The organism is Pseudomonas sp. S30 (assembly GCF_016518545.1).
Taxonomy (GTDB): Bacteria; Pseudomonadota; Gammaproteobacteria; order Pseudomonadales; family Pseudomonadaceae; genus Aquipseudomonas.
Map to the genome: position 1 here is coordinate 94,421 of NZ_JACVTO010000016.1, position 19,830 is coordinate 114,250.

Annotated in this window: 20 protein-coding genes; 14 read left to right on the forward strand and 6 right to left on the reverse strand. The window is 62.1% G+C overall.

What is annotated here, in order from left to right; all coding sequences use genetic code 11:
* Positions 1 to 149 precede the first annotated feature (149 nt).
* A complete protein-coding gene (locus tag IAE34_RS17825; RefSeq protein WP_200140288.1) occupies positions 150 to 2,021 on the forward strand; it encodes a SurA N-terminal domain-containing protein in 1,872 nt (623 codons plus the stop codon).
* A 97-nt stretch (positions 2,022 to 2,118) separates the two neighbouring features.
* Here the strand turns inward: IAE34_RS17825 and IAE34_RS17830 are convergent, their stop codons facing one another.
* A complete protein-coding gene (locus IAE34_RS17830) occupies positions 2,119 to 3,153 on the reverse strand; it encodes a patatin-like phospholipase family protein (protein WP_200140290.1) in 1,035 nt (344 codons plus the stop codon).
* 154 nt (positions 3,154 to 3,307) lie between these two features.
* Here IAE34_RS17830 and IAE34_RS17835 point away from each other — a divergent pair, with 154 nt between their 5' ends.
* From IAE34_RS17835 to IAE34_RS17845, 3 genes are all read left to right on the forward strand, one after another.
* A complete protein-coding gene (locus tag IAE34_RS17835) occupies positions 3,308 to 3,586 on the forward strand; it encodes a hypothetical protein (protein WP_200140292.1) in 279 nt (92 codons plus the stop codon).
* 14 nt (positions 3,587 to 3,600) lie between these two features.
* Positions 3,601 to 4,368 (forward strand): CHAD domain-containing protein, encoded by a 768-nt coding sequence (locus IAE34_RS17840; RefSeq protein WP_200140294.1) that lies wholly within the window; start codon positions 3,601 to 3,603, stop codon positions 4,366 to 4,368.
* Positions 4,369 to 4,467: 99 nt separating this feature from the next.
* Positions 4,468 to 5,265, forward strand: coding sequence for an acyl-CoA thioesterase (locus IAE34_RS17845; RefSeq protein WP_200140296.1), 798 nt, complete (start codon positions 4,468 to 4,470; stop codon positions 5,263 to 5,265).
* Positions 5,266 to 5,275: 10 nt separating this feature from the next.
* Here the strand turns inward: IAE34_RS17845 and IAE34_RS17850 are convergent, their stop codons facing one another.
* From IAE34_RS17850 to IAE34_RS17860, 3 genes are all read right to left on the reverse strand, one after another.
* Positions 5,276 to 5,644, reverse strand: a complete 369-nt coding sequence (locus IAE34_RS17850) for an Mpo1-like protein (RefSeq protein ID WP_200140298.1) — start codon at positions 5,642 to 5,644, stop codon at positions 5,276 to 5,278.
* A 75-nt stretch (positions 5,645 to 5,719) separates the two neighbouring features.
* Complete coding sequence (locus IAE34_RS17855; RefSeq protein WP_200140300.1) at positions 5,720 to 7,198, reverse strand: methyl-accepting chemotaxis protein; 1,479 nt, start codon at positions 7,196 to 7,198, stop codon at positions 5,720 to 5,722.
* Positions 7,199 to 7,285: 87 nt separating this feature from the next.
* Positions 7,286 to 8,083 carry a TatD family hydrolase gene (locus IAE34_RS17860; protein ID WP_200140301.1) on the reverse strand — a complete coding sequence of 266 codons (798 nt, stop codon included), beginning with the start codon at positions 8,081 to 8,083 and terminating at the stop codon, positions 7,286 to 7,288.
* A gap of 124 nt (positions 8,084 to 8,207) precedes the next feature.
* Here IAE34_RS17860 and IAE34_RS17865 point away from each other — a divergent pair, with 124 nt between their 5' ends.
* The 5 genes from IAE34_RS17865 (at position 8,208) to IAE34_RS17885 (ending at position 11,633) form a co-directional block, all read left to right on the forward strand.
* Positions 8,208 to 9,614: a transglycosylase SLT domain-containing protein gene (locus tag IAE34_RS17865; RefSeq protein ID WP_200140302.1), complete on the forward strand. Its 1,407-nt coding sequence runs from the start codon at positions 8,208 to 8,210 to the stop codon at positions 9,612 to 9,614.
* 105 nt (positions 9,615 to 9,719) lie between these two features.
* Positions 9,720 to 10,154 (forward strand): DoxX family protein, encoded by a 435-nt coding sequence (locus IAE34_RS17870; RefSeq protein WP_200140303.1) that lies wholly within the window; start codon positions 9,720 to 9,722, stop codon positions 10,152 to 10,154.
* Between the two features lie 211 nt (positions 10,155 to 10,365).
* Positions 10,366 to 10,674, forward strand: a complete 309-nt coding sequence (locus tag IAE34_RS17875; protein ID WP_200140304.1) for a hypothetical protein — start codon at positions 10,366 to 10,368, stop codon at positions 10,672 to 10,674.
* Positions 10,675 to 10,746: 72 nt separating this feature from the next.
* Positions 10,747 to 11,451: a dTMP kinase gene (locus tag IAE34_RS17880; protein WP_200140305.1), complete on the forward strand. Its 705-nt coding sequence runs from the start codon at positions 10,747 to 10,749 to the stop codon at positions 11,449 to 11,451.
* Positions 11,448 to 11,633, forward strand: coding sequence for a DUF2256 domain-containing protein (locus IAE34_RS17885; protein WP_200140306.1), 186 nt, complete (start codon positions 11,448 to 11,450; stop codon positions 11,631 to 11,633). Before IAE34_RS17880 ends, IAE34_RS17885 begins: the two co-directional genes overlap by 4 nt.
* A 32-nt stretch (positions 11,634 to 11,665) precedes the next feature.
* Here the strand turns inward: IAE34_RS17885 and IAE34_RS24805 are convergent, their stop codons facing one another.
* Positions 11,666 to 12,154, reverse strand: a complete 489-nt coding sequence (locus IAE34_RS24805) for an autoinducer binding domain-containing protein (RefSeq protein WP_442793259.1) — start codon at positions 12,152 to 12,154, stop codon at positions 11,666 to 11,668.
* A 209-nt stretch (positions 12,155 to 12,363) separates the two neighbouring features.
* Here IAE34_RS24805 and cobF point away from each other — a divergent pair, with 209 nt between their 5' ends.
* Positions 12,364 to 13,113 (forward strand): precorrin-6A synthase (deacetylating), encoded by a 750-nt coding sequence (gene cobF, locus IAE34_RS17890; RefSeq protein WP_200140307.1) that lies wholly within the window; start codon positions 12,364 to 12,366, stop codon positions 13,111 to 13,113.
* Positions 13,114 to 13,139: 26 nt separating this feature from the next.
* Here the strand turns inward: cobF and IAE34_RS17895 are convergent, their stop codons facing one another.
* On the reverse strand, positions 13,140 to 13,490 hold the full coding sequence (locus IAE34_RS17895) for a response regulator (protein ID WP_200140308.1): 351 nt from the start codon (positions 13,488 to 13,490) through the stop codon (positions 13,140 to 13,142).
* 251 nt (positions 13,491 to 13,741) lie between these two features.
* On the opposite strand from IAE34_RS17895, the gene IAE34_RS17900 reads away from it, so the two are divergent.
* The 4 genes from IAE34_RS17900 to IAE34_RS17915 are packed head-to-tail and all read left to right on the forward strand — an operon-like array spanning position 13,742 to position 19,825.
* The gene (locus IAE34_RS17900) at positions 13,742 to 17,215 is read left to right on the forward strand and encodes a response regulator (protein WP_200140309.1); all 3,474 of its coding nucleotides are present in this window, start codon (positions 13,742 to 13,744) and stop codon (positions 17,213 to 17,215) included.
* A complete protein-coding gene (locus IAE34_RS17905) occupies positions 17,212 to 18,033 on the forward strand; it encodes a CheR family methyltransferase (protein ID WP_200140310.1) in 822 nt (273 codons plus the stop codon). The genes IAE34_RS17900 and IAE34_RS17905 overlap by 4 nt, the downstream gene beginning before the upstream one ends.
* Entirely contained in the window at positions 18,030 to 18,605 is a 576-nt protein-coding gene (locus IAE34_RS17910; protein WP_200140311.1) for a chemotaxis protein CheB, read from the forward strand. Before IAE34_RS17905 ends, IAE34_RS17910 begins: the two co-directional genes overlap by 4 nt.
* A complete protein-coding gene (locus tag IAE34_RS17915) occupies positions 18,599 to 19,825 on the forward strand; it encodes a hybrid sensor histidine kinase/response regulator (RefSeq protein ID WP_200140312.1) in 1,227 nt (408 codons plus the stop codon). The genes IAE34_RS17910 and IAE34_RS17915 overlap by 7 nt, the downstream gene beginning before the upstream one ends.
* Positions 19,826 to 19,830 lie beyond the last annotated feature (5 nt).

The window sequence follows — 19,830 nt, forward strand, 5'->3', positions numbered from 1 at the left end:
TTCGAGCGCGTGAGGGCAGGGCCGTGCAACGTTCTTGCCGTCACGTTCGCTAGGAAAAGGCGCATCCTCGGATGCGCCTTTCTTTTATCAGGATTCTACCCACTCTCCGCGGTTGTCGATGCAGTGGTACGACCGTTTCTGGGGGACGCATGCTGCAGAATATCAGGGACAATTCACAGGGTTGGATTGCCAAAACCATCATCGGCCTCATCGTGGTACTGATGGCGTTGACGGGTTTCGAGGCCATTTTTCAGGCCGCCACCCATCGCCAGGATGCTGCCAAGGTAAACGGCGACACCATCAGTCAGGCTGAGCTGAGCCAGGCGGTCGACACGGGTCGACGCCAGCTCATGCAGCGCATGGGCAAGGACTTCGATCCAGCGCGCCTGGACGAAAAGATGCTGCGCGAAGCGGCTCTCAAGCAGCTGATCGATCAGAAATTGTTGTTGCAGGGCGCGGCGGATGCCAAGTTCGCCTTCTCGGAAACGGCACTGGATCAGCTGATCCTGCAAATGCCGCAGTTCCAGGTCGATGGCAAATTCAACGCCGAGCGTTTCGATGCCGTCATTCGGCAGATGGGCTATGGCCGCATGCAGTTCCGTGAGGTGCTCGGCCAGGACATGCTGGTGAATCAGCTGCGCATCGGTATGGTCAACAGCAGCTTCGTCACCGACCAGCAGGTCGATGCGTTCGCTCGCTTGGAAAATCAAACCCGCGACTTCGCGTCCTTGACGTTCAAGACCAACCCCGCGGCCGTGCAGGTCAGTGATGCCGAGGTCAAGGCGCATTACGATCAGCATGCCAAGGAGTTCATGACGCCCGACCAGGTCGTGATCGATTACATCGAGCTGAAGAAATCCGCGTTCTTCGACCAGGTGTCGGTCAATCCGGAAGAGTTGAAGGCCGAGTACGAGAAGCAGATCGCCAACCTCGCCGAGCAGCGCCGGGCGGCGCACATTCTCATCGAGGTCAACGACAAGACCGACGACGCCCAGGCCAAGGCCCGTATCGAAGAGATCCAGCAGCGCCTGGCCAAGGGCGAAGACTTCGCCAAGCTGGCCAAGGAGTTCTCGCAGGATCCAGGCTCCGCTGCCAGCGGTGGCGACCTGGGTCTGGCCGGTCCGGGCGTCTACGATCCTGCGTTCGAAGAAGCGCTGTACAAGCTGAGCAAGGACCAGGTATCTGCCCCGGTGCGTACCGAATACGGCTATCACCTGATCAAGCTGCTGGGCGTCGAAGCGCCTGAGGTCCCCAGCTTTGCCAGCCTCGAGGGCAAACTGACCCACGAGCTGAAAACCCAGCAGGTCGAACAGAAGTTCGTCGAAGTGACCAAGCAGCTGGAAGACTCGGCATTCGAGGCCTCGGACCTGGCGCAGCCTGCCCAGGAGCTAGGCTTGAAAGTGCACACCTCTTCGGCGTTCGGTCGCGAAGGTGGCGACGGCATCACCGCCAACCGCGCCGTGGTCCAGGCCGCTTTCAGTGAGGAAGTGCTCAACGAAGGCGCCAACAGTACCGCGTTGGAACTCGATCCGGAAACGGTCGTGGTGTTGCGCGTCAAAGAACACCGCAAGCCTGAGCAACTGGCGCTGGAGACCGTTGCGCAGAACATTCGCGACCACCTGGCCAAGGAAAAGGCCACGGCCGAGCTCAAGGTCAAGGCCGACAAGCTGATCGCGGGCCTGCGTGACGGCTCGATCGCTGCGGGTTCGGCACAGGATGGTCAACAGTGGAAAGTCCTGGAAGCGGTCACCCGCGATCAGGAAGGCATCGACCCGACCGAACTGCAAGCTGCGTTCCGCATGGCCAAGCCGGCGAGCAAGGACAAGTCGGTCTATTCCAGCGTCGTTCTTCAGGACGGCAGCCTAGCCGTGCTGCAGCTCAAAGGGGTCAATGAAGGTGCTGCGGCGTCCGACGACGAGAAGCAGCAGATTCGTCAGTACCTGGCTTCGCGCACGGGTCAGGAAGACTTCGCCGCTTACCGCAAGTATCTCGAAGAGAAGGCTGACATTACTCGTTACTAAGCGCTAGCCGCTCACGAGACAGGCCGCATCAGCGGCCTGTTTCGTTCATGCGGGTCGCCAGCCTGGCTGGGATCCGCTGCGGAGCCTTCAGCACTCTTCAGTGCTTCTGCGCTTCGTGGGCATCCAGGGTATCGTGCGCAATCTGCCGCCCGAGGGCGATCAACTCGGGCGCCTTGTAGAACTCGAAGAATCGGCATACCCGCTTTGGCACATTGATCAGCACGTCGGGCGGATAGCCCGCGATCTTGTATTGTGCCAGCGAGGTTTGCATCACCTCGAAGCTCTGGTTGATCAGGTCCAGCAGCGAAGCCGGGCCCACGTTGTCGATGATGAACGAACCTGTCGCCGACTTCGGTGCGCCCTCACGCTCCGGCGCGGCGGCCGACTGACCAGTCTCGCTCGGCTCACCCAGCCAGGGATTGCCCTGTGCCATGCGTTCGGTGACGATTTCCTGCTCGATACGCACTAACTGCTCGGCCGGCTTGCGTCGAAAAGGCATGCGTGAACCCAACGAGCTGATCACCGATTCGAATCGCATGCGAAAAGCCGCAGGCCGCTCGATCACCGGCAGTTGATACTGTTTCTGATTGGTGGCATTGAGGTTGACGGCGATGATCAGGTCGCAGTGACTCGATACCACCGGGACGATGGGCAACGGGTTGAGAATGCCGCCATCGACCAGCATGCGGTTGCCCTGCATCACCGGTGTGAACAGGCTCGGAATCGCGGCCGATGCACGCATGGCCTGATGCAGGCAGCCCTCCTGAAACCAGATTTCCTGCTGGTTGGTGAGGTCGGCGGCTACAGCGGTGTAGGGAATGCGCAACTGCTCGATGTTCATTTCGCCGACGATCTTGCGGATCTGTCCGAACACCTTGTCGCCGCGAATCGCACCCAGTCGAAAGCTCACGTCCACCAGCCGCAGCACGTCGAGGTAGTCCAGGCCCTCGATCCAGCGCCGGTACTCGCCCAGCTTGCCAGCCGCGTAGATCCCGCCCACGACCGCACCCATCGAGCAACCGGCGATACAGGCTATTTCATAACCCCGGCGTTCGATTTCCTCGATCACGCCGATATGAGCGTAGCCCCGGGCCCCCCCAGAACCGAGTACCAGTGCGACACGTTTGCTCATCATTTTCCCCGCATGATCTGGCGATGATCGTCACAATGCACGCATTGGTCGCTGCGCTTCAATGGTGTCGACAGTGCCACCAGCCAATGCGGGCACTTTTCATCGTGCCGACCGTCGAAACAGCGACTGTCTATCCCTTGTTGAGGTGTTACCGATGAAAGCGTGGATCCTGGCTCCGTTGATGGCCCTGGCGCTGGCCGGCTGTGCTGGCAAGACAGCCTACCGCGACACCTGCGCTTCGCAGCTGGACGCGGCATGGAAGGAGCTCGACCTGGCCAAGGCGGAAGGGTTCGCCGGCACGGTCAGCTACTCCAAGGCACTTTCGCTCTTGACCGGCGCCAAGACCCAGCAGCAATTCGAGGCCTTCGAAGGCTGCAGCACCAAGGCCGAACGCGCGCGTTTCTATATCCGTGAGTCCCGCGCCGGGCGCTGATCGAGGAATCCGTGATGTCAGCGATGATGAATCATGTTGTTGCTCAGGTCATGGCCTTGCACGTGCGGCTGCTGGCTTGCCGTGAGCGCCTGGCGGCCGATACCGACAGTGAAGCGTTGCACGACCTGCGCACCTCCCTGAGGCGTCTGCGCAGCTTGCTGCGGCCACTGCGTGGGCTGCCGGGTGTGGAGCAGATGGAGGACGCCGCCAGGTCTCTGGGCACCCTGACCACACCTCTGCGCGATCGAGAAGTGCTCGCTCTGCACCTGATCGCCCAGGGCCATGACGCAGCCGGACAGCGCCGCGCACAGGGCAGGGTCACGACCTTCGCCGGGGTCGCTGCCAGCGCGCAGCTGACCCGAGTGTTGGGCATACTGGATTCCCTGCCGCTGTTCCTGCGCGCTGCCGAGCGTGAAGGCATGGCGAACGACCTGCGCAAGCGGGTCGACAAACGGCTCGTCAAGCAATGGCACAGGCTGCAGGCCGCCATCGACGATCCCGACCACGATCGCCATCGTCTGCGCCTGCTGATAAAGCGCGTGCGCTACGGCGACGAAGCCTATCCACAACTGCGCCATGCCAAAAAGCCGCTCCAGCGCTTGCTCAAGCAGGCCCAGGCAGACCTGGGCGACTGGCACGATCGGCTGCAGTGGCTGGTTCAGGCTCGTGAGCATGCGGACCTGGCGCCTTGCGTGGCGCAGTGGCAGGCGCAACTGCAACGCGCCGAGCGCACCTGCGACGACACGCTCAAAACCCTGCGCAGAGCGGCTTCCCGCCGATAGCCATGCTAATCAATGGCCGATATACGGGCTGCCGACAGGTGTCCTTGCTGGCTACCATGGCCAGGATTTCTCCACGAAAGCCCTGGGTGAGGACAGCCGATGAACTTTGACCAACTCCTGCTCGCAGCCAGGACCACGCCTGCCAATTTGACCGTTCCGTCCAGCTGGGCTCAGGGCCGGGCATGCTTTGGCGGACTCATGGCTGCACTCGTCTATGAGTCCATGCAGGCGGCGCTGTCCGACGATCGCCCGGTACGCTCACTGGCCACCACGTTCGTGGGACCGGCCGAACCTGAACAGCCCATCCAGTTGGATGTTCAGGTGCTGCGCGAAGGGAAGGGCGTCACCACCTTGCTGGGTCGAGCTATCCAGAACGGTCAGGTGGTGACGCTGGTACAAGGCAGCTTCGGCGCCGGCCGCACCTCAGCTGTAGTGGTGGAGGCCGAACCCGCAGTGCCCTTCACGGCTCTGGAGCACGCCCAGCCTGAACTGCCACACATTCCAGGCGTCACGCCAGTGTTCATGAGGCACCTGGCGCTGCGCTGGTCGATCGGTGGTCTGCCGTTCAGTGGCAGCGACTCACGGGAAATGGGCGGTTGGGTTAGAATGCGCGATATCTCAGAGGGGCCGATGACGGTCGCTCACCTGCTGGCGCTGGTCGATGCCTGGCCGCCAAGCGTGCTGCCAATGTTGAGGCAGCCGGCGGCTGGCAGTACCCTCACCTGGACGGTCGAGTTCATGCAACCCTTACCTTCCCAATCGAGCCAGGCATGGTGTCACTACCGGGTGGATACCGAATACGCCCGTGACGGATATGGCCACGCCGCCGCCCGATTGCACTCGGCCGATGGACAGCTGCTGGCGCTCAGCCGCCAGACCGTGACCATCTTCGCCTGATCATGTCGGTTCAGTGGCGATGCCTGTGGCGCTCCAGCCAGGCCCGCCACCAGCCGCCGCTCAGAACAAAGCGCGGAAATGTCACGAACTGCTCGGTGAGCAGGCGCGTGAAGGCATCGTTGCGATCGCTGAACGGTTCAGGCTGCTCTTGCTCGAGGCGGTGCCCTTGGCGCTGCATACCAAGGGCAGCGATCAGGGCGATAGCGCCTACGGCCAATTGGGTGAGGTCCAGCGAAAAAACACCTGAGATCAGCAGCAGGACCGCCAGGATGAACAACGGCACGGCGATCAGGTGAAGCACCAGGTTGGCCGGGTGACGATGATGACGGGTGTAGCCCTGCCATTGCCAGGCGCGGAGATTGGGCAGACGTTTGCTCATGGACGGTTCCTCTTGCTCATGTCCATAGCGTAGTGCGGCCCCTGCTCAGGGGCCAATCGAGGCTGTGTATGGGCGCTATAGAGTCAGCTGGCCGATGGCCTGGTTCAGCTCGCCGGCCAAAGTGGCCAATTCGTTGCTGGTGCTGGCCGAACTCACGGTTTGGCGTACCGTGTGCTCGGTGACGTCGCGAATGCTCACCACTGCCCGGTTCATCTCTTCAGCCACCTGGCTCTGCTGCTCGGCGGCCACGGCAATCTGGGTGTTGCTTTCGCGCATCTGCGCCACCGCACGGGTGATCTCGGCCAGGGCATCGCCAGCCTCACGGGCCTGTTGTACGCAATCGTCCGCTTTGAACGAGCTTTCCTGCATGAAGTCGACGGCGTCGCGCGTGCCTGCCTGCAATGCCGACACCATGGTGGTGATTTCGTCGGTAGAGCTCTGCACTCGCTTGGCCAGGTTACGCACCTCGTCTGCCACCACCGCGAAGCCGCGGCCCAGATCGCCCGCTCTCGCGGCTTCGATGGCGGCGTTCAGCGCCAGCAGGTTGGTCTGCTCGGCAATGCTGTGGATCACGTTAACCACGCCGTTTATCTTTTGGCTGTCATCGGCGAGTCGTCGGATCATCTCGGCGGTCTGCTGCACGCCGCTGGACAGGCTGGCGATCGACGCTTGTACCCGAGTCACCACGACCTGTCCACTGCCGGCGAGGTGGTCGGCGCTCTGTGACAGATCGCGCGTGGCGCCAGCATGCTGTGCGATGTGATGCACCGTGGCGGACATCTCATTGATCGCCGTGGCAGCCTGGTCGGTTTCGCTTTGCTGACCGAGCATGCCATGACGCACATCGTCCATGCTGGCAGCCAGCCGCGCGGCCCCGGCGTCGAGCTGGGCGGCGGTGTGTGCGACGGTACCGACCACTCGGTGATAGGTGGCCTGCATGGCGTTGAAGGCGCCGGCCATCTGCCCCACCTCGTCGCCACATGCCAAGGGCACGCGGGCGGACAGGTCGCCGCTCTTTTCCACCCTGAGCATCACATCCTTGAGCGTGTTGAGTTGGCTCAGCAGGAAACGGATGAGCAACTGCGACGCCCCGAGCATCGCCAGCATCAGGACCAGCACGCATATCGCATACTGGCTGAAGCGGTCCAGCAGCACCTGGCGCAGACTGGGCGACTGGGCAACCACGGCGATGTGCCGAGCGCCTTGTTGCAGCACCTGGGCCCCGCGCACGGGATCGGTCCCCAGCAACCAGGCGGCCGGTACCTCCACCCAACCCGTCGCTTCACCCAGGGGCAGCAGAGGCTCGCCGGCGAAGGTAGGGGTCTGCCCGGTCTGCCACGTGATCAAGAAGGGCAAGGCTGGTACTGGCTGTTCGGCCGGCCAGCTCGCTAACAGATTGGCCAGCGCCCGCGCCTGCGCTCGCGCATCGTCCGCACGTGCCTGCTGCTCGAGGTTGACCGCATAGAGTACCAGTAGCAGGGTGGTGAAGAAGGCCACCGCATTGACGGCCCAGAATTTGTACTTCAATGAAACATTGCTAAGCCAGGCACCCATGGAAGGTCTTCTCTGAATTGAGCGGAAACATTATTGGCAAGGTGCCATTATTTTGTTCGCGCTGTCCCAGGGGTGTCATGACGTGCATCAAGGTAGCTTGAAAAAGGCCCTGGCTGTCGCTGTGACATGGGCAGCGCAGTGCTCCAGGCTCTCGCCACGGTGTCGCGCCACCTCGGCCAGTACGGCCGGCAGGAAAGCCGGCTCGTTACGACCATTCTTGGGCCTGGGTCTCAGGGTGCGAGGCAGCAGGTAAGGAGCATCGCTTTCCAGCATCAGGCGACCTTCGGCGATATTGCCGACCAGCGGATGCAGGTGAGTGCCTCGGCGTTCGTCGCAGATCCAGCCGGTGATACCGATATGCAGGTCCATGTCCAGGTAGGCGAACAACGCGTCGCGCTCACCGGTGAAGCAGTGCACGACTGCGGCGCTCAAGTGGTCGCGGTAGTCCTTGAGAATGGCCAGCAGGCGCTGGCTGGCGTCGCGTTCGTGAAGAAAGACGGGTAACCGGCATTCCACCGCCAGCGCCAGTTGTGCGTGCAGTGCGCGTTCCTGGAGTGGGCGAGGGGAGAGGTCGCGATTGAAGTCCAGGCCACACTCGCCCAGCGCTTTCACTCGGGGGTGGCGCATCATGTCTCGAAGGCTTCGCTCGCTGCCGGCGTCCCAGCCGCTGGCATCGTGGGGATGCACGCCGGCCGTGGCGAACAGGTGCTGCGCTTGGGCATCGAAAGTTTCACACAGGGCCACGGCCTGCTCGCTGGCGGCCACGCTGGTGCCCGTCAATACCATCTGCGCCACCCCGGCCGCTTGCGCGCGCTCGAGGATGGCTGACTCCTGACCTTGGAAACTGCTATTGGTCAGGTTGACGCCGATATCGATCAGTTGCATGGTGCGTTCTCTGGAGGCGGGGCCGACACCATAGCAAAAACCCTCTTTTCACGGGAAAACCCAGAACTTCATGGGTGTCTGCTGGTCTTTTGCCATCATCCATTCCCTTGTCAGGCCGGATCCCATGCGGCGATTATTGCTGGTCACTCTGCTGTCGCTCTGCCCGTTTACCGTGGGAACTTGCGTGGCTGCCGAGTCCGGCCCTTCGCATCACGGTTCTGCGAGCAAGGCTCGAGACCTCCCGCAGATTCGTGCCAGCAAGGTGCTCAAGGTCCTGGTCAACCAAAGCCGCAACAGCTCTGGTGAAGTCAAAGGCGAGCCGGTCGGCGTCGAGTACTATCGGCTACGCGCGCTCGAACATGCTCTCAATGCGCGTATGGACCCGCAGCAGCGGATCACGCTCGAAATCGTCCCGCGGGCCAAGGAACAATTGATCGGCGCGCTGCTGCGAGGCGAGGGCGACCTGGTGGCGCCGGGCGAGTTGGTCGATGCCGCTCAACTGCGGGATGTGGCTGCCAGCGCCCCGGTGCTCGACCAGGTCACGCTGCAACTGGTAGGTCGCCAGGGTGACCGAACCTTCACCCGCCCAGACCAGCTGTCCGGGCGTACCGTCGCATTGACCAGTGCCAGTGCGGCCGGGCCGGTGATCGAACAGATCAATCAGCAGTTGGCCTTGCGCAAGCGTGCGCCCATCAAGATCGAATGGGTCGATCCGACCCTGGCGGTGGAAGACGTCCTGGAAATGGTCCAGGCCGGTATCTACCCGCTGACCGTGGTCGAGCGCCCCATCGCCCAGCGCTGGGCGCGCGTGATGCCGAAGCTGCGGGTCAACGGCCGCGTGGCCCTGGGCCGGCCTCAAGCTGTGCGCTGGTATGCGCGCAAGGATGCCGTTGAGCTGATGCTCGGTGTGGATCGATTCCTGGCTAGCTACCGAGCGCCGGATAACCAGGACGCGGCGTTCGAGCGCATCTACCGCCGACAGTACCGTGTTCAGAACCCGCTTGCTCGACAGGATCGCCAACGTCTGGCGTCGGTCCGCGGGGTGCTGCAGAAACATGCGGCCGAACAACAGATCGACTGGCTCAACCTGGCGGCACTGGCTTTCAAGGAGTCGACCCTGGACCCTGGCGCACGCGGTATGGGCGGGGCCCACGGGCTGATGCAGGTGACACCGTCCGCTGCCCAGCGTGTGGGCGTCAGCGACACGGCGACGGTCGACGGCAATGTCCAGGCCAGCGCGCGCTACCTGGCGCTGATTCGTCGCAAGTTCTTCTCGAGTCCTCAGCTCAACGAGCGTGAACGCATGGCGTTCGTGCTCGCTGCCTACAATCTGGGCCCTGAACGGGTTCAGGCCATGCGTGCGCAAGCGCGTCGACGGGGGCTCAATGGTAATCAGTGGTTCTTTCAGACTGAACGCATCGCCATGGAGGAGGCCGGGATGGGGACAGTGACGTTCGTCAACAGCGTCAACAAGTATTTCCTGGCTTTCAATCGAGAGCGCTCCAGGCTCGAACAGCCGCTGAGGCGCTAAAGATTTCATTTTTTCGATATTTATAGTCGGAATTTAGCCGTTTTATCATTTCATTAATTGATTATTATGGCGGCACCACCTCTTCCTCAATCGGGAACCTTCGACATGCATCCAGCCCTTCACTCCCTTTTCGCCACCCGTGCCGGTTTCGGTATCAGTGTGCTGCGCATTCTGGTCGGCCTCATTTTCATGGCGCACGGCGCGCAGAAGTTGTTCGGTCTGTTCGGTGGCTATGGCCTCGAAGGCACTGGGCAATGGATGGAGAGCATCGGCCTCACTCCGGGTTACGCGATGGCGCTGCTGTCGGGAAGCGCTGAGTTCTTCGGCGGCCTGGCCGTTGTGCTGGGTCTACTGGCGCGACCTGCGGCGCTGGTGCTGAGTGTGACTCTCATCGTGGCGATCTTCACCGTGCACATCGGCAATGGCTTGTTCATGTCCAACAATGGCTCCGAGTTCGCCCTGGCGCTGTTGGGTGGCACGTTGGCAATTCTGATCGAAGGTGCAGGGCGACTGTCGCTGGACCGTCTGCTCGCTCGTTGACTGCCCGCTGCCGCGCTCGAACGTCACGCTGTGGGACAAGGCCTCTTGCAGCGTGATGCGCGACCCTCTAGGATAGATATTGCGCCGATTTAAACAGCTACTTGCGGGGCGCGGGAAAGGTGACAAGCCTCTCCGAAATACCGCTAAAGCGCTGGTTCGGTGACGCCTCCCACCGCTGCCCAGCGGGATTCGCGAGGCGGAGAGATACTCCATGAGTTGCCCACGTACCAGCGTCTGTCTGACTCCATTGCTTGCCGATTCGGCTGCGCGAACTCCACGTATCCTGCTTGGAGGCCAGCATCAACCGACGTTGCTGCGCAACCTGGACGGCTTCTCTCGTCGACGAGGTCAGGCTCGGGCGTTCCTCATCCAGTTCGCTGAAAGCGCGTGCAACTTGGCCCACTATGGCACTGACCGCTTCGATCTCGCCGTTATTCAAGCCCCGAGTGGCGAACAGGCGGCTGAAACCATCAGTCATCTGACCCGCATAGCGCGCCAGGGGTTGATTACCCGCGCCTGATGACCTGTCATGGATGGTTGTTTCTCCTCTCTGGCGCACACGTCCACCTGTGGTTCAGGCTCGGGGTGATACATGAATCCTTCGCTGTTCGTTTCCCTGGACGGCCCGAAAGGGGTCGGCAAGACCACCTTGCTCGAAGCGCTGGCGCTCAAGCTCAGGCGCGACGGCTACAAGGTGGTGCGACTCAGCGAACGCAATCACGATCCCTATCGCGCCGAAATCATGGCGTTGGTGAACGCCCTGGCCAGGCAGCCGGACATCGATCTGGAGAGGCGTGTGTGTGCCCGACTAGCTGACAGCCGTGCGTGGATCTCTCGTCATGTGCTCCCCAACCAGCTGCCCGGAAGCGTGATCTTGATGGATCGCTGGTTCGCCTCGGATGCCGCGTTCAGGCGGGGAGTGCCCTTCGAGGACATTCTGCGGTTCAATCTACAGCGCGCAGTGCAGGTTCCTGATCTGCAGGTGGCTGTGGTCACTCCCGCTCCAGTATCCTGGGCCAGGGCGAAGGCCAGGCGTGCAGGGCTACGCAGTACCGTTGTGCAAACGATGCAGGAGCATGAGGTGTGTACCGAGTCATTCGAGCGGGCGATGGTAGACCAAGGTTGGCTGGTGTGCCACAACGAAGGTCCGTTGGAGACGGTAGTCAGTCAGCTGGCTGCCCATGTTCTTGTACGCCTCCAGGCCGGAGCATTGAGCTCGAGAGCTGGCGGGCCGAAGGCGTCGAGCGCTGCTCAAATCAGCACGATGGCTGAACCTGACGCGAGGGCCGATGGATGAAGAAACGCGATTTGCCGGAAAAGACATGCAGCTGCTGCGGTAGGCCTTTTTCATGGCGCAAGAAGTGGGAACGGTGCTGGGACGAGGTCCGTTATTGTTCGCAGCGCTGCCGCCGACAGCGCGTGGCGGTGGATGCCACTGCGCTGACCAAGAGTGCGGCTCATCGCTTGCCTTTCAGGTGACGACCAGGGTGCTTCTAGTGGCGCCGCGAACTTCAGTGCTGACAGCCATCGTTCACCCCATAGGTGGCCGACTGCAGCATCATCTCTCTGTGCAAACGCTCGGCAATCCACATCACAATTCCGGCTTTGCGATACAATTCCGGGGCAGAGACGGGCCCATTTGCGCGCAATATAGCCAGGCTGCTGCAGCTGCCATTGCGCTGGACAGGTTGCAGCCAGCCATGGCGCAGATTACAGCCATGCAAGCTCGCCCAGCACTGCGGCGGCGCTGGGAGGCTCTGCTCGGCCCATAGCAACGGCAGCTCGTGAGTTCTCGTGGAGTCGGGTAGCGGGCAGGCGCAATAAAATCGCTGCACGCATGCTCGCTGATCGGACGACAGGCTGGAGTCGACGTACAGGCTGGGACCTGCGAACAGATAATGCTCGAACCCCAGCAGGTGAACCAGCCTGGGCAGACTCTCGAGGAGGTGTCGCAGGTCGCTCCCACTGGCCCAGCGCGCAGCTGCGGTCTCTAACATCATGCCTCCATGCCGGGTTTGCAAATATCAGCGCACGCTCGACGAGCTGGGCGTGCGATGCCTTCAAGCGTGCCGTATTCGAGTGTGACTGTATAGTCATTATGGATTGACGGTCAGATCCTGCCAGGCGACGAACGGTTGCGGCAGTAGATCCGAACGACTCCCACAATGGCGCAGGGTCAATGCTTTTCAACTATGAAGATGGAGCGCCCATGAAGCGATTGCTGCTGATCGGTATCGGTCCTGGCGATCCTCGACAGATCACCATCGAGGCCGTCGAGGCGATGCAGCGTGCGTCGGTGTTCTTCGTCTTGGAAAAAGGTGCGCAGAAGCACGACCTCCTGCGCTTGCGCCAGGACATGTTGGCGCGGTACGTGCCGCAAGGAGGGTATCGTCTGGTGCAGGTGGCCGACCCGGTCCGAAACGCGGCGGCGTCCGACTACATCGAGGGGGTTCAAGCCTGGCACCAAGCGCGGGCGAGCTTGTACGCGAAACTGATCGCGACCGAGCTGCAAGATCACGAAATCGGCGCTTTCCTGCTATGGGGAGAGCCAACGCTGTATGACAGCACGCTGCGCATCCTGGATCGAGTGCGCGACCTTGGCACCGCCCTGACCCTGGAGGTCATTCCTGGCATCAGTAGTGTGCAGGCCCTGGCGGCACGGCATCTCATCGCCCTCAACCGCATTGGCGAGCCGCTGACCGTCCTGCCCGGTCGGCGGCTGGCGGAACAGGCCAGGGTGGATAATGTGGTGGTGATGCTCGACGGCGCAGGGGCGCTGGAGGATCTGCATGACCCTGACATCACCATCTACTGGGGCGCCTACTTGGGGACGGATGATGAAGTACTGATTTCAGGGGCGCTGCCGGTGGTCAAGGAGCAGATTCTGACGCTCAGGGCACAGCTGCGCCAACGCAAGGGCTGGATCATGGATACCTTCCTGCTGCGCCGCGAGCCCTGAGCACTGTGCCGTGGTCAGGGAGTGGGTTACGGGGTGCCCAGGATGCTGACGACCTTGTCGCGCAACTGATCGATGCTGAAAGGCTTGCCGATCAGGTGCATACCCTCCGGCACCTCGACGTTCTCGGCGTAGCCGCTGGCGAACAGCACAGGAAGCTGCGGGCGTATCTGGCGCGCCTTGGCAGCCAGTGCGTCGCCACGCATGTCAGGCAAGCCGACATCGGTCATCATCAGGTCCAGGGCCTGACCGGCATCTTCGAGGATCGTCAAGGCTGCCGTGGCGTTTTCTGCCTCGATTGCGGTGTAGCCCAATTCGTCGAGCACTTCGACCATCAGCATGCGGACGATGTCGTCGTCTTCGACTACCAGAAGTTGCATGAGTTGAATCCTGTCGCAAGGGTAATGTTAGTGACTCAGTGCCTGTAAAAGGAACAGAAGTTCCCTCAGAATAACCAGCTCCGCACCAGTAGGGAACGATTGCGCGCGGCCGCCTTCAAATACTGGCTAAATGCCCCGTTGCGACGCCCCGATGCCGGGCCGGCAATGGACGCACAGGTGGGCGCGGCATGCCCAGTGCAGCGTATCGCCTACCTACCTTTAATGGACTTATCTCGCTCGGGCGTTATCAGATGATTCAAGCAGCCTCCATGGATCAACGCAGCTTCCGCAGACTGCTGGGCCGTAACATTGGCCTGCCGCTAGGTGTGGGGCTGTTGGGCGCCGTGGCGTTCGTCGTGGTGATCAACTACCTGTTGTCTGCCATGCAGTGGGTAGAGCACACCGATCGCGTGATCGGCAATGCCAACGAAACGCTCAAGCTGTCGATCGACATGGAAACCGGAATGCGCGGTTTCCTCATCACCGGGGACGAACGCTTTCTCGACCCCTACGAGGTGGCCAAGCCGCGCATCTTCGGCAGCCTCGACGCCCTAAAGGAAATGGTCAGCGACAACCTGCCCCAGGTCGATCGCATCGATCGCCTCATAGGGTTGCAGCGCGCCTGGAACGATTTCGGCGCCCAGCTGATCAGCATGCGTCGCGAAAAGGGTGATTTCCAAGGCGCCATCGCGGGGGGGCGCGGCAAGCGCATCACCGACGAAATTCGCAACGAGTTCCAGGACCTCATCGCCACCGAGCAGCAGTTGCGACAGAACCGCACCGAGCAGGTCAGCCGTGTCACGGTCATCTCGATCACCGCCTTCATACTGTTCATCGTTGGCCTGAGCGGGCTATTGGCCTACTTGGGCCGTCGAGATCTGCTGGCATTGTCCGATAGCTACGTGGGCAATCTTCAGGCCCAGCAGCGCGCCGCCGACCGCCTGGAGCATCAGGCATGGTTGCGCAATGGTCAGCAGCAACTGTCTCAGCAGGTGCTGGGACAGCTGACCCTCACGGCGCTGGGCGACAACGTGCTGCGTTTCTTCGCCAGTTACCTGGGCAGCGTGGTGGGCGCGCTTTACGTGCGCGATGCCCACGGGCAACTGGTACGGGTGGCGACCTATGGACTGGATGCCGAACAGCAGAATCGCGGCCAGATCCTGGGCGAGCACGAGGGCCTGCTGGCGCAGAGTGTGCGCGAGCGGCGCCTGATCCGCCTGGACGACCTGCCCCAGGATTACCACCGACTCAGCTCCGGCCTGGGCAGTGGACTGCCGCGTAGCGCGCTGCTGGTGCCCTCCAGCGATGAGGGCGAAGTCAATGGCGTGCTCGAACTGGGCTTCCTGCGCCCGCTGAACGAGCGTGACGGCGAGCTGCTGGAACGCATTGCCGACAACCTCGGCATGTCCATCGAGAGCGCCCGCTATCGCCAGCGCCTGCAGGAAGTTCTGGCTGAAACTCAGCAGTTGAACGAGGAGCTGCAGGTCCAGCAGGAAGAGCTCAAGACCGCCAATGAGGAGCTCGAAGAGCAGTCGCGGGTGCTCAAGGAGTCCCAGGCCTATCTGGAGACCCAACAGGCGGAGCTCGAGCAGACCAACGAGCAGTTGGCCGAGCGTACGGTGGCGCTGGATCGCAAGAACAGCGAGCTCAACAGTGCCCAGCAGCAGCTGCAGGCGCGTGCCGAGGACCTGCAGCGTTCCAGTCGCTACAAGTCCGAGTTCCTGGCCAACATGTCCCACGAGCTGCGCACGCCGCTCAACAGTTCGCTCATCCTGGCCAAGTTGCTTGCCGAAAACGGTCAGGGCAACCTCAGTCAGGAACAGGTCAAGTTCGCCGAGTCGATCTACTCGGCTGGCAACGACCTGCTCAACCTGATCAACGACATCCTGGACATCGCCAAGGTCGAGGCCGGCAAGCTCGAAGTCCGTCCGGAAACCACCCAGGTGGTGCGTCTGGTCGAGGGGCTGCGTGGAATGTTTCAGCCGCTGGCAGATGAAAAGGGCCTGCAGTTCGACGTGCAGTTGCAGGGCCAGGTACCTGCCACGCTGGTCACCGATCGCCAGCGGCTGGAGCAGATACTCAAGAACCTGCTGTCCAACGCAATCAAGTTCACCGACAAAGGCCAGGTCAGCCTGACCATCGGCCACGACACCCGCCAAGGTATCGTCTTCACCGTTCGCGATACCGGTATCGGCATTCCTGCCGATCAGCAGGAGGCCATCTTCGGTGCCTTCCATCAGGTCGACGGCACCAGCAACCGCCGCTTCGGCGGCACCGGCCTGGGCCTGTCGATCTCACGTGACCTGGCACAGCTGCTGGGCGGCAGCATCAGTGTCCAGAGCAGCGCCGGGGAAGGCAGTGTGTTCAGCCTCATCCTGCCCGAGCGCCACGAGCCGAACGAGCCCCAGGGCGAGGCGCCGGTGGCGCGACCACCGGCCGCCCAACTGTCCCGGTTGTCAGCGCCGCAGACGGTGCCCAGCCAGCCAGAGTCGGTCGTGGTCCCCAGCTTCGACGATGATCGTGCCCAAGCGCCTTTCGAGGGTCGCTGCATCCTGGTCATCGAGGACGAGCCGAATTTTGCCCGGATCCTCTACGACCTGGCCCACGAACTGGGTTATCACTGCCTGGTCGCCCATGCCGCCGACGAAGGCTTCGCCCTGGCCGCGCGATACCTGCCCGACGCCGTGCTGCTCGACATGCGCCTGCCCGACCATTCTGGCTTGACCGTACTGCAGCGGCTGAAGGAGCTGGCCAGCACCCGTCACATCCCGGTGCACATCATCTCGGTCGAAGACCGCGTCGAGGCCGCCATGCACATGGGCGCCGTGGGCTATGCGGTCAAGCCTACCAGTCGCGAGGCGCTCAAGGAGGTATTCGGGCGCCTGGAAGACAAGCTCACCCAGAAGCTCAAGCGCGTACTGCTGGTAGAGGACGATGATCTGCAGCGCGAGAGCATCGCTCGCCTGATCGGCGACGATGACATCGAGATCACCGCCGTGGCCATGGCCCAGGAGGCGCTCGAGTTGCTGCGCGAGAACATCTACGACTGCATGATCATCGACCTCAAGTTGCCCGACATGCTCGGTAACGAGCTGCTCAAGCGCATGACCGCCGAAGACATCCGCAGCTTCCCCCCGGTGATCGTCTACACCGGCCGCAATCTCACGCGCGACGAAGAAACCGACCTGCTCAAGTACTCGCGGTCGATCATCATCAAGGGCGCGCGCTGGCCCGAGCGGCTGCTCGATGAAGTGACGCTGTTCCTGCACAAGGTCGAATCGCAGCTGTCCCACGAGCGCCAACGCATGCTCAAGACTGCCCGCAGCCGTGACAAGGTGTTCGAGGGTCGCAAGATCCTGCTGGTGGACGATGACGTGCGCAACATCTTCGCCCTCACCAGTGCGCTCGAGCACAAGGGCGCGATCGTCGAGATCGGCCGCAACGGGCGCGAAGCCCTGGAGCGCCTCGAGCAGCACGACGACATCGACCTGGTGCTGATGGACGTGATGATGCCGGAGATGGACGGCTACGAAGCCACTCGCCTGATTCGCCAGCAGCCGCGCTGGCGCAAGCTGCCGATCATCGCCGTGACCGCCAAGGCCATGAAGGATGACCAGCACCGTTGCCTGCAGGCGGGCGCCAACGACTATCTGGCCAAGCCGATCGATCTGGACCGACTGTTCTCGTTGATCAGGGTCTGGCTGCCGCAACTGGAGCGAATTTGACTAGCGAGCGCAACACCGATATCGAGATCCGTCTGCTGATCGAGGCAATCTACCTCAAGTACAGCTACGACTTTCGCAACTACTCAGGGGCTTCGATAAAGCGCCGGATCCTGCACGCTTTGTCCCAGTTCGAGTGCCGCACGGTTACGGGGTTGCAGGAGCGCGTGTTGCACGACCCAGGCATGTTCATGCAGTTGCTGCAGTTCCTGACCATCCCGGTCAGCGAGATGTTTCGCGACCCTGGCCATTTCCTCGCGCTGCGGCGCGAGGTGGTCCCGCTACTGCGCACCTGGCCTTCGCTGAAGATCTGGATCGCCGGCTGCAGCACCGGTGAAGAGGTGTATTCCATGGCTATCCTGCTGCGTGAGGAGGGGCTGCTGGAGCGCACCATCCTCTACGCGACCGACATCAACCCCAGCTCGCTGGAGAAGGCCAAGCAGGGCATCTACTCGATGCAGAGCCTGCGTGAATACGAAGAGAACTATCGCAAGGCCGGCGGGCGTCGTGATTTCAGCGATTACTACACCTCGGCCTACGGTAACGCCATCATGGACGGCAGTTTGCGTGACACGGTGACCTTCGCCGACCACAGCCTGGCCACCGACAGCGTGTTCTCCGAGACGCAGCTGGTGTCATGCCGCAACGTGCTGATCTACTTCAACAAGGAGTTGCAGGACCGCGCCCTGGGACTGTTCCATGAGTCGCTGTGCCACCGTGGGTTCCTGTTTCTGGGCAGCAAGGAGTCGGTGGACTTCTCAGCCTACAAGGATCGCTTCGAGCCACTGGTGCGGCCCGAGCGGATTTTCCGCAAGTCATGAACAGCGTGCGCGCAGTGGTGATCGGTGCCTCGGCAGGCGGCGTGGCCGCGCTGTTCGAGGTGCTCGGTGGCTTGCCCAAGGGCTTCGAGCCCCCTGTACTGTGCGTGCTGCACCTGCCGGGAGACCGCCCCAGCCAATTGGCCGAGGTGCTGCAGCAACGCTTGCAGCGCCCGGTTCGCGAGGCATGTGACAAGGAACCTGTCGAGCCCGGCAGGATCTATGTGGCCGGGCCTGCTTATCACCTTTCTATCGAGCGCGACTTCAGCCTGTCGCTCAGTCAGGAGGCACCGGTGCATTTTTCCCGGCCGGCAATCGACGTGCTGTTCCACTCGGCGGCCGATGTCTATGGTGAGGGGCTGCTCGGCATAGTGCTCACCGGGGCCAACGAAGACGGCGCCCGAGGGCTGGCGTACATCAAGAAATGCGGAGGCCGGACGCTGGTCCAGGACCCCCGCGATGCACAGGTCGCGTCGATGCCGGAAGCTGCACTTGCCCTGCACCGACCCGATCACATTCTTTCTCTGAGCGGTATCGGGCAGTTGCTCGCCACCCTGGAATCCCGCCCATGCTAAGCCACATCATCGCCAAATTGCTGATCGTCGACGATCTGCCGGAAAACCTTCTGGCACTCGATGCGCTCCTTCAAGGTGAAGATCGCGAGGTACACCGCGCCCAGTCGGCCGAGCAGGCGCTGTCGCTGTTGCTCGAGCACGATTTCGCCCTGGCCATACTGGATGTGCAGATGCCTGGCATGGATGGTTTCGAGTTGGCCGAGCTGATGCGCGGCATGGAGAAGACCAAGAACATTCCCATCGTCTTCGTCAGCGCAGCTGGTCGTGAACTGAACTACGCGTTCAAGGGCTATGAAAGTGGAGCGGTCGATTTCCTGCATAAACCACTCGATACCCAGGCGGTTAAAAGCAAGGTCTCGGTGTTCGTCGATCTCTACCGGCAGCGACAGGTGCTTGGCCGTCAACTGCAGGCACTGGAGCGCAGCCGTCAGGAGCAGGAGCAGTTGTTGGCGCAGCTGCAGGTGGCCCGCGGCGAGCTGGAACGGGCCGTGCGCATGCGCGACGATTTCATGTCCATCGTTTCCCATGAAGTGCGTACTCCGCTCAACGGCCTGATATTGGAGACCCAACTGCGCAAGATGCATCTGGCCCGTGGCAATCATGCCGCTTTCAGCCCGGATAAGCTCCAGGCCATGGTCGAACGAGACGAGCGCCAGATCAACAGCCTGATTCGCCTGATCGAAGACATGCTGGATGTTTCGCGCATCCGTACCGGCAAACTGTCCATACGCCCTCGGTCGGTGGACCTGGCCACGCTGGTGGAGGACCTGGTCGAGCGCTTCGCCGCCCAGGCCACTGCCCTGGACACGCGTATCGAGCTCACGCGTTGCGAGCCCTTGCACGGTGAGTGGGATGAATTTCGGATTGAACAGGTACTGGCCAACCTGTTGTCCAATGCCCTGCGCTATGGTGATCGGCGTCCGGTGCAGGTCAGGGCCTTCGAGCAGTACGGCATGGCCTGCGTGCAGGTCCAGGATCACGGTATCGGTATCAGCGCGGCCAATCAGGCGCGTATTTTCCAGCAGTTCGAGCGGGTGTCCGCTCAGCAGGCCAGCGGAGGCCTGGGTCTGGGTCTGTTCATTTCCGAGCAGATCGTGCAGGCACACGGCGGACGTATCCGGGTCGACAGCGAGGAAGGCAGGGGTGCGACTTTCAGCGTCCTGTTACCGCTGGCGACGGCCGGGCAACAAACTGATCAGCCCCAGGCAACCTCTGCGTGACCCTG

Bases quoted from the DNA above. Each gene is read 5' to 3' on its own strand.
- IAE34_RS17825 (WP_200140288.1), top strand. From the start codon at position 150: ATGCTGCAGAATATCAGGGACAATTCACAGGGTTGGATTGCCAAAACC.
- IAE34_RS17830 (WP_200140290.1), bottom strand. From the start codon at position 3,153: ATGAGCAAACGTGTCGCACTGGTACTCGGTTCTGGGGGGGCCCGGGGC.
- IAE34_RS17835 (WP_200140292.1), top strand. From the start codon at position 3,308: ATGAAAGCGTGGATCCTGGCTCCGTTGATGGCCCTGGCGCTGGCCGGC.
- IAE34_RS17840 (WP_200140294.1), top strand. From the start codon at position 3,601: ATGTCAGCGATGATGAATCATGTTGTTGCTCAGGTCATGGCCTTGCAC.
- IAE34_RS17845 (WP_200140296.1), top strand. From the start codon at position 4,468: ATGAACTTTGACCAACTCCTGCTCGCAGCCAGGACCACGCCTGCCAAT.
- IAE34_RS17850 (WP_200140298.1), bottom strand. From the start codon at position 5,644: ATGAGCAAACGTCTGCCCAATCTCCGCGCCTGGCAATGGCAGGGCTAC.
- IAE34_RS17855 (WP_200140300.1), bottom strand. From the start codon at position 7,198: ATGGGTGCCTGGCTTAGCAATGTTTCATTGAAGTACAAATTCTGGGCC.
- IAE34_RS17860 (WP_200140301.1), bottom strand. From the start codon at position 8,083: ATGCAACTGATCGATATCGGCGTCAACCTGACCAATAGCAGTTTCCAA.
- IAE34_RS17865 (WP_200140302.1), top strand. From the start codon at position 8,208: ATGCGGCGATTATTGCTGGTCACTCTGCTGTCGCTCTGCCCGTTTACC.
- IAE34_RS17870 (WP_200140303.1), top strand. From the start codon at position 9,720: ATGCATCCAGCCCTTCACTCCCTTTTCGCCACCCGTGCCGGTTTCGGT.
- IAE34_RS17875 (WP_200140304.1), top strand. From the start codon at position 10,366: ATGAGTTGCCCACGTACCAGCGTCTGTCTGACTCCATTGCTTGCCGAT.
- IAE34_RS17880 (WP_200140305.1), top strand. From the start codon at position 10,747: ATGAATCCTTCGCTGTTCGTTTCCCTGGACGGCCCGAAAGGGGTCGGC.
- IAE34_RS17885 (WP_200140306.1), top strand. From the start codon at position 11,448: ATGAAGAAACGCGATTTGCCGGAAAAGACATGCAGCTGCTGCGGTAGG.
- IAE34_RS24805 (WP_442793259.1), bottom strand. From the start codon at position 12,154: ATGATGTTAGAGACCGCAGCTGCGCGCTGGGCCAGTGGGAGCGACCTG.
- cobF (WP_200140307.1), top strand. From the start codon at position 12,364: ATGAAGCGATTGCTGCTGATCGGTATCGGTCCTGGCGATCCTCGACAG.
- IAE34_RS17895 (WP_200140308.1), bottom strand. From the start codon at position 13,490: ATGCAACTTCTGGTAGTCGAAGACGACGACATCGTCCGCATGCTGATG.
- IAE34_RS17900 (WP_200140309.1), top strand. From the start codon at position 13,742: ATGATTCAAGCAGCCTCCATGGATCAACGCAGCTTCCGCAGACTGCTG.
- IAE34_RS17910 (WP_200140311.1), top strand. From the start codon at position 18,030: ATGAACAGCGTGCGCGCAGTGGTGATCGGTGCCTCGGCAGGCGGCGTG.
- IAE34_RS17915 (WP_200140312.1), top strand. From the start codon at position 18,599: ATGCTAAGCCACATCATCGCCAAATTGCTGATCGTCGACGATCTGCCG.